This is a genomic window from Bacteroides sp. (genome assembly GCA_036351255.1).
In the GTDB taxonomy this organism is placed as follows: Bacteria; Bacteroidota; Bacteroidia; order Bacteroidales; family UBA7960; genus UBA7960.
The window spans coordinates 1-13,372 of sequence record JAZBOS010000038.1 but is presented as its reverse complement, the minus strand read 5'-3'; the positions used below and the strand labels follow the sequence as shown (position 1 = coordinate 13,372).

12 protein-coding genes are annotated in these 13,372 nt (G+C 48.4%); 3 read left to right on the top strand and 9 right to left on the bottom strand.

What is annotated here, in order from left to right:
• From V2I46_03465 to V2I46_03425, 9 genes are all read right to left on the bottom strand, one after another.
• Window positions 1-406, bottom strand: a 406-nt coding sequence (locus tag V2I46_03465) for an SDR family oxidoreductase (GenBank protein ID MEE4176547.1), incomplete at its 3' end; no start/stop codon positions are given.
• An 11-nt stretch (window positions 407-417) separates the two neighbouring features.
• Window positions 418-2,085 (bottom strand): DNA repair protein RecN, encoded by a 1,668-nt coding sequence (gene recN / locus V2I46_03460; protein MEE4176546.1) that lies wholly within the window; start codon window positions 2,083-2,085, stop codon window positions 418-420.
• Between the two features lie 69 nt (window positions 2,086-2,154).
• Entirely contained in the window at window positions 2,155-3,075 is a 921-nt protein-coding gene (locus V2I46_03455) for a DUF4835 family protein (GenBank protein ID MEE4176545.1), read from the bottom strand.
• Between the two features lie 207 nt (window positions 3,076-3,282).
• Entirely contained in the window at window positions 3,283-3,612 is a 330-nt protein-coding gene (locus V2I46_03450) for a DNA-directed RNA polymerase subunit omega (GenBank protein MEE4176544.1), read from the bottom strand.
• Window positions 3,613-3,619: 7 nt separating this feature from the next.
• Window positions 3,620-4,456 (bottom strand): outer membrane protein assembly factor BamD, encoded by an 837-nt coding sequence (bamD, locus tag V2I46_03445; protein MEE4176543.1) that lies wholly within the window; start codon window positions 4,454-4,456, stop codon window positions 3,620-3,622.
• 137 nt (window positions 4,457-4,593) lie between these two features.
• Window positions 4,594-5,352, bottom strand: coding sequence for a LytTR family transcriptional regulator DNA-binding domain-containing protein (locus tag V2I46_03440; GenBank protein MEE4176542.1), 759 nt, complete (start codon window positions 5,350-5,352; stop codon window positions 4,594-4,596).
• Entirely contained in the window at window positions 5,339-6,406 is a 1,068-nt protein-coding gene (locus V2I46_03435; GenBank protein ID MEE4176541.1) for a histidine kinase, read from the bottom strand. Before V2I46_03435 ends, V2I46_03440 begins: the two co-directional genes overlap by 14 nt.
• A 5-nt stretch (window positions 6,407-6,411) precedes the next feature.
• Window positions 6,412-7,125 carry a LiaF domain-containing protein gene (locus V2I46_03430; GenBank protein MEE4176540.1) on the bottom strand — a complete coding sequence of 238 codons (714 nt, stop codon included), beginning with the start codon at window positions 7,123-7,125 and terminating at the stop codon, window positions 6,412-6,414.
• A 113-nt stretch (window positions 7,126-7,238) separates the two neighbouring features.
• Entirely contained in the window at window positions 7,239-7,643 is a 405-nt protein-coding gene (locus V2I46_03425; GenBank protein ID MEE4176539.1) for a DUF2721 domain-containing protein, read from the bottom strand.
• A 551-nt stretch (window positions 7,644-8,194) separates the two neighbouring features.
• Between V2I46_03425 and V2I46_03420 the strand changes: the two genes are divergently transcribed.
• From V2I46_03420 to V2I46_03410, 3 genes are all read left to right on the top strand, one after another.
• Window positions 8,195-10,582 (top strand): TonB-dependent receptor, encoded by a 2,388-nt coding sequence (locus V2I46_03420; GenBank protein ID MEE4176538.1) that lies wholly within the window; start codon window positions 8,195-8,197, stop codon window positions 10,580-10,582.
• 12 nt (window positions 10,583-10,594) lie between these two features.
• Window positions 10,595-11,416 carry a hypothetical protein gene (locus V2I46_03415; protein MEE4176537.1) on the top strand — a complete coding sequence of 274 codons (822 nt, stop codon included), beginning with the start codon at window positions 10,595-10,597 and terminating at the stop codon, window positions 11,414-11,416.
• A 621-nt stretch (window positions 11,417-12,037) separates the two neighbouring features.
• The coding region (locus V2I46_03410) for a hypothetical protein (GenBank protein MEE4176536.1) at window positions 12,038-13,372 on the top strand (1,335 nt) is incomplete at its 3' end.

The following is a 13,372-nucleotide window of genomic DNA, read 5'->3' as shown; positions in this document are numbered from 1 at the left end:
TCTTATAGGCCACTTGCAGGACCTTGTGAAATGAAATAGCCGACACATCCAGGGTCTTGTTCATATAGTTGTAATCGAGGTCGGTATAATGCAGACCCTTGCGAACATTGGGCGACATACCCACCGAATGGAGGATAAAGTCGATTTTCCCCCCAAGGATGTTCATGCTTTCCTGAAGCAGGCTCTCAAGCTCATCCACCTGGGTAATATCTGCAGAGATAACTTCCGCCTTGATCTTCTCACCAAGCCGGAAAATATCCCCCTTGCGAAGGGCGATGGGGGCATTGGTCAATACCATGGTGGCACCGTGCTCATAAGCTTTTTCTGCCACTTTCCAGGCAATGGAATTTTCATCAAGAGCACCGAAAATAATGCCTCTCTTTCCTTTAAGCAATTGTAAGGACATATTGGTTTGTTTTAATTTCTAACTGCATTAATAATAAGTTCGCGAGCTGTGGCAAGCATCACCTCGGTGGGTTTTTCGCCGCCCAGCATTTTGGCGATCTCCAGGATGCGGTCCTGGTCCTTTATGTTTTTGATCTCGGTGCGGGCACGCCCACCCTCAATGATCTTGTATACCAGCAAGTGCGATTCCCCTCTTGAGGCAATCTGCGGAAGGTGCGTGATGGCGATTACCTGCATCTTCTTTGAAATGTTTTCAAGGATATTGGCCACGCGTGTGGCTGTCTCACCTGAGATGCCTGCATCGATCTCATCGAAGATGATGGTGGGCAATAAGTTCCTTTTAGAGATCATCGACTTCACGCTAAGCATAAGTCGCGACAACTCGCCTCCGGAGGCCACCCGGGCTATTTCACGGGGCTCACCTCCCGGATTCGCACTGAACAGGAACGATAGCTGATCCTGGCCATTGGGGCCCAGGACAGGAAGTTCCTGGTGAGAAACCTTAAACCTGGCCCCAGGCATCCCCAGCTGGTGCAACATCTGGGTCACTTCCCTTTCAATCTCAGGAATCGAACCTTTTCTCTTCCGCGAGATCCCCCTGGCCATATCTTTCAGCTTTTCTTCCATACTACTGGCTTCCGCTGCCAGTTTTTTAATTTCGTCTTCCAGCGAATCGATAGTCCTGATTTTCTCCAGGAAATCCTCCCGAACCTGGATCAGCTCCTCCATATGGGCAGCATTGTGCTTTAACAGCAATTTGTTGAGCAAATCGATACGCTGCTCCAGTTCAAGCGTCCTCGCCGGATCGTGCACCACCCTTTCCGACTGGTCTTCCAGTTCGGTTTTAAGGTCCTTGACTTCAATTTGTACGGATTCAAAACGCGAAAGGAGGTGCCCGTACGTTTCATTGAGGCGCGCAAGCGGTTTCAGTAGCTGGAGCAACTCATTCAGGCCTGAAAGAACATTGGTTTCCGATTGTTCGAGCACAAACAAAGCTTTCTCAAGGTTTAACCTGATCTCTTCCGCATGATGAAGGACCCTGAGGTTTCCTTCCAGGCTTTCATATTCTTCGGCGCTTAAGCGGGCCTTTTCCAGTTCGTCATACTGAAAACGAAAATAATCGAGGTCAGCACGCGATCGTTTTTCGCGCTCTTCCATTTCTTCCAGCAAGGACAGGCGCTGCTGCCAGGTTCTGTATGCCTGACGGAAAGCCCCTACCACCTCAAAATGCCCTGCAAAACTGTCTACCACATCAACCTGAAAAGAGGATTCCCCAAGCAGCAGGGTCTGATGTTGCGAATGAATATCGATCAGGCGTTCGGCCATTTCCTTCATGACCGACAGGGTAACGGGTGTATCGTTGATGAACGCCCTGGATTTGCCCTGGGGGGTAATCTCACGGCGGAAACAACTCAGGTTATCATAGTCGAGCTGATGCTTGTCAAAAAGATCGGATATGGACAGGCTGGTCAGGTCAAAGGTTCCTTCCACAATGCACTTGCGGTCGTGATGCATCAACACCTGGGTGTCGGCGCGCTGACCCAGGATGAGCGCCAGGGCTCCCAACATGATGGATTTCCCTGCACCGGTCTCTCCTGTGATCACCGTAAACCCTTTCCCGAAGGTCAGGTCCAGCTTCTCGATCAGGGCATAATTTTCTACCAGCAGGTGCTTTAGCATACAGGAAAAAATTAACGGCCCAAAGTTAAGAAACTTTAGCAAACGAAAAAGAAAAGATTAAGCAAGCGTTTAACGGGACTGTGCTTCAGTACCCTGGGTCATCCGCCTGTATTTGGAACTGTTGGAAGGGTCAATCTCCGTAAGGATCTGTATAGCTTTATTTCGATCCATAGGGTTGGCTTCCGTAAACAGGTTGACCAGTTCATCGCTTTTGGCAGTCATCACAATCTGCATCAGGAAACTTCCGGGGCGCTCGCGGTGGGCGCGCTGCAGCATCTCGAGGGCGATAACCACCTGCGCACGGGCGTTCTCCATATTGTCTGTCATGGTGTCAAACCCCAGCCTGTGGTAAGTATATACTGCCTCGCGAATGGGCCTGTAAGTGGTATTGAAAATATTCTCCATCAGCCAGTAGCGGTTGCGCTGGCTCTCAAACGATTTCCATCCCCTTTCCTGGGCGTTCTGGGCCAGGTTGACGATGTTCTGTGCCCGCTCAAAATATGGATTTCCGCCGTAAGGCGCAAACGAGTCAAAGTCAAAACCCAGGATAACATAAACATAAAAGGCCACCAGAGAGGTCAGGTTCGAAGTAAAGGTATTGTCGGCATATTCCAGAGGTTGGTTTTCCAGGTAACGGAAGTGCACGTCCCTGTCCTGGTGATTGAACAGCGGGGTGTCATACGAAGTGTTAAACACCGGGCGCCGCGATTGTATTTGGATGGTGCCCTTGTATTCATCGCCAAGGCGCTCGTTAATGGTGATCATAATAGAGGCCTCGATGCGTTCCTGCGTATTGAACTGATATTCGGTCCAGTTGCGCTGATTCACAAACTCATAAATGTCGGCCTGAAGGGTTTGCATAATCAGCCTGTCGGTTTCCGACAGCCCGGGCGTGCTGATCGAGACCATGCAATTCATCTCCTGTGCCTTCAGCACGGGGGAAGAAAAACCAAAAACCAAAACAAGGACCGGGATCAATATTTTCTTCATGTTCATTCCATTTTTCACCCTTCCCGGCCAGGTCAGGAGAACATGACACTGGCTTGAAACGGGTTTTGAATTAAAACGAAAAAATCCTTACATATTATTGTTGACTGGACAAATTTTAAGGATCTCCCGTTTTTCCCTGGCCGTAAAGATAAAAAAAACCTGCCCAACCGGAGTACGGCGACAGGCAGGTTTTTTTTTATGTTCAATTTACTTCTTCGGCTCTTCTTCAGGAACCCGGAAATAAACGTTACCATTCTCATATTCACTGATGGAAATGAGCGAAGGTTTGGGCAACTGCTCGTAGAAGCGTGCGATCTCGATCTGTTCCCTGTTCTCAAAAATTTCTTCCAGGTTATCAGTCGAAGTGGCAAACTCCTCCAGCTTGCCATTGAGTTCTTCCTTCATCTCAAGGCCAATCTGGTTTGCTCGCTTTGATATAATGACCACTGTTTGATAAATGTTCCCGTTTTCCTTGTCAAATTGCCTCAGGTCGCGGGTCACTGTGGTACTTTCAGCTTTTACTTTTTTGTAATCCATCTTCTGTTTATTTGTTTTCAGTGATTTCTTCTTCTGGTGTCAGGCGTGCGATCTCGCTTTGGGCAATATCACGGTAAAGCCCTGCCTGCTCAAGGTATTGGCTATCGGGAAATTGCCTGAGCAGCCGTTCGTGGGCGGCTAAAACCTCATTATATCTTTCCACCTGCCTTTGCGGAACACTCTGCCTGGCATATTCATAATTGGCCCGGACAATGCCGAAAAGGGCCTCTTCCCGGAATTCAGTATCCGGATAATCACGAATCAATACCTTATAGGTTGTGGCGGCGGCCACGTAATCCGTCAGGTCATAATACAACTTGGCCAGGTCATAGACTTTCTTTTCCTGCTTTCTCCTCAACTCGTCGATCAGCTGGTTGGCCTCTTCTACTTTGGGGCTGGCCGGATAACGGTTGATAAAGATCTGGAATTCAGTGATGGCTTCCATGGTAGTGGTCTGGTCAAGACTTGAACGTGGCGAATCCAGGTATTTGCAATAGGCAGCAAGAAACAGGAATTCCTCCGAATGTTCATTCATTGGATAGGCCTGCGTGAAAGTCTTAAAGTAATGGCTTGCCATTACGTAATCCTTGATCTTGTAATGCGCCAGGGCATAATAATAATTGATCTCTTCAGCCCGTTGCGTGCCCCTGAAAACGGGAATCACATCTGTGAACAGCCCTATGGCCCGGTGATAATCCTCCTTTTCGTAATATTCAATGGCTTTTTCAAGTTTCAAATTATTATCCGTGCTCTTGAGCAGCTTCTGATATTTACTGCAGGAGGTGCCAAAAAGCAACAAAACAACGATCACAAAAAGAGAGCGAATTCCTATGTTTTTAAACATGAATCTATTGCAGGATTAAGGTTTCAGGCGCAAAGAACGCAAATTTGCCTAAACAATTTGCAAAGGTAACATTTTTTAACGTTTCCCCGCAATTTTTATGATCTCAAAAACAGTTCCTTTTCGGAAATTCTGAAGGCTCAAAACGACAACCGTTGTCGCAGGCTGCTGTAGCCGCTTTTGCTCACCGAAATTTTCCTTCCGTTTTTGAGCTGGGCCAGGTATGCGTCCTTTGAGTAAGGTTCAATTTTCTGAATGGCATCGAGGCGGACAATGTATGAGCGGTGCACGCGCACGAAAAAAGTAGGGTCAAGATGATCCTCAAAATATTTCAGGGTTTTCTTTTTCAGAAACTCTTCCCCGCGGGTGGCGATCAGTACATAGTCATCCTGGGCTTCCAGGTAAAAAATATCTTCTTCGGCGATTACCTGCACCCCTTCGCCCGAGCGCAGCACGATCCGGTCAAGAAAGCCACCGGAATCCATCCGGCTGTTCAGCGCCTGGTTCAGCTGTTCGCGCTTGGGGTTCCCAGCGTCCAGGCTCTGCAGGGCCTTGTTCACCGCTACCTGAAAACGCCCGGCAAAAATGGGCTTCAGCAAATAATCGAGGGCATTGAACTCAAAGGCCTTTAAAGCGTATTGGTCATAGGCGGTGGTGAAAATCACCAGCGGTAGGTTTTCCTCGTCCACCAGTTCAAGCATCTCAAAGCCATTGATGCGAGGCATCTGGATGTCGAGGAAGATCAGGTCGGGCTTCATGCGATTGATGGCCTTCAGACCCTCAAAACCATCCGCATACTCACCTAGCAGTTCAATGTTTTCAAAATCCTTCAGGAACTCCTTCAGCAGGTCGCGGGCAGGCTGTTCGTCTTCAATGATCAGGGCTTTATGCTTTTTCATCATATTCTTTTCTGGGCAGTGTCAGGGTGGCCGTAAAGAGCCCGTCTTCTGCCTTGATCGACAATAAATTCCCGTTTCCAAAAATAAGCCTCAACCGGTTACGGATATTTTCAAGGCCAACCCCTTCCGATCGGAAGCGGGCAAACTGCTGGTCGTAAACATTGGTAACCCTTAATTTTACATCCTCACCCGCGTGTTCTGCCAGGAACCTAATCTCTACCGGCCCTGCGCTCTTCTGAACCCCATGCTTCACGGCATTCTCAAACAAGGGCTGGAGAATCATCACGGGGAGGCTTTGGCGTTTAAAGTCAGGATGGACCTGCAGGAAATACACCAGTTTTTTTCCAAACCGCACCCTTTCGATCTGCAGGTAAGATTCAATGTTCTCCAGCTCTTTTTCCAAAGGAACCATTTGCATGGCATCTTGCTTGAGGGCATAGCGCAGGAAGTCACTCAGGCGCATGACCATCTCACGGGCCTTGTCGGGTGCCGTCAGTGTCAGGCTACTGATCGAGTTCAGGCTGTTGTAAATAAAATGTGGATTTAACTGGTTCTTCAGGGCCTGCAATTCGGTGCGCTGCACCAGCTCCTTCAGCTGGTTTTCCCGGTCCCTGGCCTCGCGGCTGTAACGGATCAGGTAAAAATTATAGAACAGGAGGTTGATGATCGTGGCGAAAAGATAGCCTGTCAGCGCCCGGACCCACAGGGTTTCCCTGATAAAGTCATTGTAGCCATTAACAAAACCCGTACACAGGCTGGTCAGGCTGATTGAAAAGTACACCCAAACCCCCAGCAACACCAATGCAGCCAGTAAGGTAGTGAGAATTTTCTCAGGGCTTTTCTCCGAATAGCCCCCGGCAAACCTGACCACATACCACAAGGCCAGGAAAATGACAAAGAACGAGAGCGTACTGCACAGGCTGTCGATGACCATCACATCAATCGGCCAATCCGTAACCCTTCGCAAAACCAGGAAAAGGCCTGTGGCTGACATCAGCCACAGGCCCAGGTAATAGGCAAGAAATCTTTTATCGTTCAGGATAAAGTCCTTCATCGCGATCAGGCCAGCTTGATTTCACCGCCTCCAAAGAGGACGAAGCCCCTTATGGTCAATACTTTTGTGGGGTCGCTTACCAGGTGGGGGTTCCGCTTGGAGCGCTCATCCGAGAACCCGCCAAAGATTGCTGTGGCTTCTACCTTGATGGTCCAGTCCTCGGGGACAAATAAGGTGCAGCCCCCAAAGATACAGGTCACATCCAGGATATTCTCGCCGGGAGCCAGCGTGGACTGCCTGAAATTCAGTTCAGAGCCCCCGAAAACACAGGTCACCTGGCCTCCCTGGAAAGTATCGGAAGTAATGTTTTTGTTGCCGCCACTGAAAACGTTGACATCATCCAAAAGGTTCGACTTGTCCTCTGCAGAACCCATTACCGGGTTTTTTCTCCGGTGGGCTCGTGGAAATAACATCGTAATACCGATCACCACTAAAACGGCAGGGATCAGGATTTTCATCATAAACACCCAGTCCAGGTCAAAATGATTCCTGACCAGGAAAAAAGTCCCAATGGCGAACAGGATCACCCCGGTGGAGCGATTCTTGTCGTTGACCATAAAAATAATCCCAAGGAGGATCAGGATCAATGGCCACGAGAAGACAATGCGGGGCAGGTAAAAACCAAAAATTGAAATGTTGAAAAGGCTGACCAGCAAGGCTGCACCCAGTGCGATGAAAATAAGGCCAATCAGCGCCCGTTTTTTGTTTGAAGAATCCATGATTGCATTTTTTTTTGTGATACAATGAATAATCTGACACAAAATTATCCCGGCCGGAAAAATCCTGCAAGAGGCGATCGGTCAATGGCACCCCCAGGTCGGTGAATGCCACCCTACAGCCTGTTGGTATCCTCCAGGTCGCTGATGTGCAGGTTGAGGGCTTTCACGCTGATGTTGATCTCCCAGATACTGATACCCAGGCTGATGATGAGAAGCACCAGGGCAATGCCGAAAATGATCTCGGCCACCATCTGCCATTCAACATAGACCAGGAACATGCAGGCCACACACAACAACAGGCTGGCCAGCCCATAGATCTGCATGCTGCGGATCAGGTTGATGCGCTTTTTCAGGTTGGCGATCTGCCCAAACAATATCTGGCTGGGGCTTTCCTTGTAGCGGGCGTGCAGACCCCGCACCAGGTTGGCAATGGCCAGGAAACGATTGGTATAGGCCAGCAGCAACAGCGAAATGGCGGAGAACAGCAAGGCAGGCGTCGTCAGGGTCAGGGTTTCCATTTGCCTTTCAATTATTGAAAGTTTACCTTAATCCATTGTTTTTTCAAAAGTAATAATTCCTGTAGAAAGATAACTGCACTAGCATTTCCCTTTTTCCCGATAATTAATTGAATTTAACAACTCCTGAATTTTCCCCGGCTCCTCCCCTTTCTTCTTCTTGAGGAAAAAGCTTCCAGGAATAGACCAAGGTCAGGGTTAATACGGAGTTTATTCGGTTTAAACCGAATAAACTCCGTATTAACTCCGTATTAACTATTTCCATGGTATAGCTATACTACTGATTTAGAATGAATTAACAAAAATAAAAAATTAGAAAAATTGTTGAAATTTAGGGTTATGCCCTGCTATCCGGGAAATATTCGGAACAAGGAGGCCCTGCAGTTTTGATTGGAATAGAAAAACTGTTTTTGGAGAATCAAACTTATGGTCTATTTATCCTTACAAATATATTACAGGCCTTTTTATTTAATGAATATTTTAATTTTGATAAAAAACTTTTTTCCCGGAAATTTGTTTCAATAGCAAAATCATAAGATTAAACTATGTATCGCATGTTTCAAAAGATATCTGTAGTATTGGTGCTAATTCTTTCGGGGGTGCTGGCTTTCGGGCAGCAGGGTACCATCCGGGGCCGGGTGTTCAACCAGGACACGAACGAACCACTTCCCTTCACCAACCTTATTATATATGGTACAAACATTGGCAGCACCAGCGACCTCGACGGGAATTTCCTGTTTACAGGGGTTGAGCCTGGCTTTGTTCGTCTTGCAGTAAGTTCAGTGGGCTTCGAAAGCAAGGTCACTGAAGAGTTTATGGTGAGTAATTCGAGGGCTGCTTTTATTGAGATCCCGCTGAAGGAGATCAAGGTGCAGCTTGAAGCCGTTGAAGTGCGGGCTTCCCCCTTCCAGCGGAAAGATGAGAGCCCGGTATCGCTTCGCCGCCTGGGCATCAAGGAAATTGAACGCAGCCCTGGCAGCAACCGCGACATCTCAAAGGTGATCCAGTCCTTACCCGGGGTGGCCTTTACCCCGGCTTTCCGCAACGACGTGATCATTCGCGGGGGCGGCCCTTCCGAGAACCGCTTCTTCCTCGATGGCATTGAGATACCCACCATCAACCACTTCACCACCCAGGGCGCCAGCGGAGGGCCATTGGGGATGATCAACGTGGATTTTATCCGTGAGATAGAAATGTACTCCGGGGCTTTTCCTGCCAGCCGTGGCAATGCATTGAGTTCGGTGTTCGAGTTCCGCCAGATCAATGGCAACCGCGACCGCCTGAACCTGCGCGGCACCATTGGCGCCAGCGACCTGGCGCTTTCGCTCGACGGGCCCCTGACGAAAAACACCTCCATGGTGGTTTCGGCCCGAAGGTCTTACCTGCAGTTCCTCTTCACCTTGCTTGAGCTTCCCTTCCTGCCGACATACAACGATTTCCAGTTCAAGACCAACACCCGCATCGGTGAGCGCTCCGAACTCAATGTGATCGGGCTTGGCGCCATCGACCAGTTTACTTTGAACCTTAACGCCAACGAAACCGAAGAGCAGCGCATCCTGCTGGAGTCACTGCCGGTGAATGAGCAATGGAATTACGCCCTGGGGGCCACCTACCGCCATTTCCGCGACAACGGCTCCGACCTTTTTGTGCTGAGCCGAAACATGTTGCGCAATACCGCTTTCAAATATCCCGGCAACGACGAAAGTCTGCCCCGCAGCCTTGACTACGTTTCGGATGAGATTGAGAATAAGTTTCGTTTTGAACGCAGTACGGCCCTCGATAAATACCGCGTAAACTGGGGTCTGGGTGGAGAGTATGCCAAATTCCTGGGCGACATCTCACAAAAGGTATTTATCAACGACCAGTTGATTTCTGTGGAGAATCAAACGGCCTACGACCTGTTTAAATGGAGCGCCTTCGGGCAGGTGACCCGCAGCTTTGTGGACAACCGCCTGACGCTTTCCCTGGGGGTTCGCAGCGACGCCAACAACTATTCGGCCAGTATGTCGAACCTCATCGATCAGATCTCTCCCCGCTTCTCGGCATCTTATCAGCTCCGCCAGAATCTTTTCCTCAACGGGAACGTGGGGCGCTACTTCCAGATGCCTGCCTATATTACCTTGGGCTATCGTGATCCCAACGGGGTGCTGGTCAACAAAAACAACGACCTGCGCTACATCTCGGTTGACCATCTGGTAGGCGGCATTGAATGGCTTCCTAACCGTGTCAGCAAGATCACCTTTGAAGGCTTTTATAAAATGTATGATAAATACCCCTTCTCGGTTCGCGATTCGGTGGCCCTGGGCAGCCAGTCAGGCGACTTTGGCGTGTTTGGCGATGAAGAGGTGCTCAGCATCGGGAAAGGTCGCTCCTATGGAACAGAGTTGTTCTTCCGCACTGAAAACTTTAAGCAATTCAACCTGATCCTCTCCTATACCTTTGTCAGGAGTGAGTTTCAGGATAACCAGGGCAGCTATATCCCTTCGAAATGGGACAACCGGCATATCCTGATTTTCACCGCCCTGCGCCCCCTGCCAAAGAACTGGGAAATCGGCCTGAAATGGCGCTTCTCAGGAGGTGCTCCATACACGCCCTACGACCTGGAGCTGTCGAGCATCAGGGATGCCTGGGATGCCCAAAACGGCCCTTATTTCGATTATGCGAGGTTCCACCAGAACCGCCTTCGCAGCTTCCATCAGCTCGACCTGAGGATCGACAAGCAGTTCTTCCTCAAAAAGTGGTCGCTGATGGTTTATCTGGATATTCAGAACATTTATAACTTTGAGTCGGAGTTGCCCGAAAATGTGGCCCGGCAGGAAGATGAAAACGGAAACCCAATCATTATCACCGGTGAGGATGGCATTGATCGGTACCAGTTAAAGACCCTGGAAAACCTTACAGGCACTGTGCTGCCATCCATTGGGATCATTTTTGAATTTTAATCTTGAAGCGCTATGAATTCATTCAGCAAAAACAAGCATACCCTAAGGCAAAGCAGGTCCCTGTTTACCCTTTCTCTTGGCCTGGTATTTTTTACCTTAACTGCTGCAAGCCCCTATGGTTCCTACGGTGATCAAAAGCCCTGGTGGAAACGCAACAGGAGCCCTGAGCCAGTGCAAGTGATTACTACTTCGTTGAACCTCGACGGGCACCCCCTGGAAGTGGAATTTGAACGGGGTCCCCACCACAACCATCCCCTGATGGCCATCTGGGTGGAAGACCTTGAGGGGAATTACGTGCAGACCCTGTATGTTGCGCAATCGATCGCTAAGGGAATTTACCTGCGCGGCGACCCCTCCACAGGGCGCTGGCTGCCCGGCCCGGTGCGCCGCCCGGCAACCCTCCCCTACTGGAGTCATAAACGCGGCATCCAGGCAGAGGACGGCCTGTATATCCCTTCGCAGCAGAACCCGATGCCCGACGCCCTGACCGGTCCAACACCTAAGGGAAATTTCTTATTGCAGACCCAGTTGCCTGAATCCAACCGGCGCCAGTTCAGGGTGCTGCTCGAGATCAACCAACCCTGGGACTGGAACCAGCATTGGTATAACAACCGTTTTCCAGGCGACAGCGAATACATGACCTCATCGCAGCCCGCCATTGTATACGAGGCTGTGATCGACTTGGACTCAGGAACTTCCGAATATGAAATGAAAGCGATCGGCCATAGTCATTGGTCGGGTAAAACTGGGGAGTTATTCAAAGATTTAAGCACTTTAACGACTGCTTTAGAAATAACTGAAAGAGCTTTTGTTAGGGTCCCTGAAAAAAAATGATTTTTTTTTTTTCATTTTTGGAGTATTTTAAGGGGGTAAAAAACCCCCTTTTTTTGTATAATTTTTATACGGTAAATTGGCTGTATTTTTTTAATTTAAATCGATTTTACACCATTGAAACATCCTTTACATATCCGGATAAAAAAAAGAAAAATTACAAACTAAATTTATTTAAAACATTTATTATAAACTATTTATAAATTTTATATTCATTTATTTATATATCTATTTATTATATTTTTCTTTGAATGATTAAGAAAAAAAAGACAGGAGAAAATTAAAAAAACATCCTTGGTTATTCGTGAAATTTATACTAGGGTTTTTACCAATACTACCTGCATTTTATCCCAATCTCTATTTAAGGATAATTCCCAATTGACAGGCATTGGGGCTTTTAATAGCTTTATCGATAGTATTTTAATTTTTGTTGGCATTTGCTGTTAACAATTTGTTAATAATGTCTGAAAACTCCCCGGATAGACGGAAGGTTTCAGGCGAAACTTATTATAAAAGAAATGTTTAACCAACCTGAAGCCTATGAAGCACCTCCCCATTCAAGAAAAATGAATAAGATTACGAATGTGTTTAAAACAAAGTGTTGTTAATTAAAACTTTTAATGAATGAAAAACATGTACAAGAACCTGCAAGAACGATGTAGCAGTTTGCTGATGTTTCTTGTCATCATGATGTTTGCAGTTTCGGCCCAGGCACAGAATATCAGCCTTGAAAGGCCTGTTCAGCAAAATGATGGCATTATCAGCCTGTCTACAGGATGCGATTCGCATATCATTACGTTCCAGGGGGCAGTCTACGATGGTACGAACACAACGTTTACGTACACCATTCTCGGAGGCGGCCCACCTGCACTCAGCCACTGGGTGATCGCACTCTGTGTGCCCTGCTCCTATGTTGTGGATGCCGGGCCCGGAATTACCACCTGTGGAACAGACCCTACAACAGGGGTTTACGGCTTGAAATGGGACTCCGGACTGGATCCGGGTGTCACCCAAACCTACTATCTCACCCTCAGCGGTGAGTGGCCGGTTGGAACGGTTGAAGCCGCTGTTAAGGCCGGTCAATCTGAATGTTATTATGAGATTCCCGGTCCTGCCTGTATTCCCGACATTGACGTGGAGAAAACCGCCCTAACCACCACTTTTGACGAAGTGGGTGACGTGATTGAGTATGCCATTGTAGTAACCAATACCGGCATGTGGGATATGACCGATGTTACTGTGGTTGATCCCCTGACCGGGCTGAACCAAACCATTGCCTCGCTGCCGGTTGGCGCATCTGAATCCTTCAGTACCTTCTATTCGGTTGTTGAAGGAGATATCTGCGATGTTGACTGTGCACCTGAGGTATATAATATGGTAACCGCCACCGGTTATTATAATGGTTCCATGGCTACCGATTCCGACGAGGTAACCGTGTTCGGCGTGTATCCGGGATTTGATCCGATAGACCCAACTACTGATGAGGTTGCCTGCTTTGCTGATATTGAGATGCCTGCATTACCAGAAGTTTTAGACTTCTGTGGGAATGCCATCACTAATATTACAGGACCGGTCGTTAGCGCTGTTCCCGATTGTTTTGGTGAAGTAACTTACACATGGACCTATGAAGACTGTGCTGGCAATACTCAGGACTATGTCCATACAGTAACTATATTGCCCCCCACAGTTGAAATTCCTGAGGACGGAGCTGCAACTGTAGCTTGCCCCTCCGAGGTCATCGCTCCTGCTGCTCCCGTCCTGGAAGATAACTGCGGTCGTGAACTCGAATTCATTGGTGTTTCTGATCCGATGATTCCCGAGTGCGCCGGTGATGTTGTATTTACCTACACCTACGAAGACTGTGCTGATGTCCAGTACACCTGGAACTACACCTTCACCATCGAAGATCCCGTGGTAGTTATTCCTGCCGACGGCGCTGAAACAGTAGCTTGCCCCTCC

Excerpts from the sequence above, each read along its gene's own strand:
- recN (MEE4176546.1), bottom strand. The coding sequence starts at position 2,085 with ATGCTAAAGCACCTGCTGGTAGAAAATTATGCCCTGATCGAGAAGCTG.
- V2I46_03455 (MEE4176545.1), bottom strand. The coding sequence starts at position 3,075 with ATGAAGAAAATATTGATCCCGGTCCTTGTTTTGGTTTTTGGTTTTTCT.
- V2I46_03450 (MEE4176544.1), bottom strand. The coding sequence starts at position 3,612 with ATGGATTACAAAAAAGTAAAAGCTGAAAGTACCACAGTGACCCGCGAC.
- bamD (MEE4176543.1), bottom strand. The coding sequence starts at position 4,456 with ATGTTTAAAAACATAGGAATTCGCTCTCTTTTTGTGATCGTTGTTTTG.
- V2I46_03440 (MEE4176542.1), bottom strand. The coding sequence starts at position 5,352 with ATGAAAAAGCATAAAGCCCTGATCATTGAAGACGAACAGCCTGCCCGC.
- V2I46_03435 (MEE4176541.1), bottom strand. The coding sequence starts at position 6,406 with ATGAAGGACTTTATCCTGAACGATAAAAGATTTCTTGCCTATTACCTG.
- V2I46_03430 (MEE4176540.1), bottom strand. The coding sequence starts at position 7,125 with ATGGATTCTTCAAACAAAAAACGGGCGCTGATTGGCCTTATTTTCATC.
- V2I46_03425 (MEE4176539.1), bottom strand. The coding sequence starts at position 7,643 with ATGGAAACCCTGACCCTGACGACGCCTGCCTTGCTGTTCTCCGCCATT.
- V2I46_03420 (MEE4176538.1), top strand. The coding sequence starts at position 8,195 with ATGTTTCAAAAGATATCTGTAGTATTGGTGCTAATTCTTTCGGGGGTG.
- V2I46_03415 (MEE4176537.1), top strand. The coding sequence starts at position 10,595 with ATGAATTCATTCAGCAAAAACAAGCATACCCTAAGGCAAAGCAGGTCC.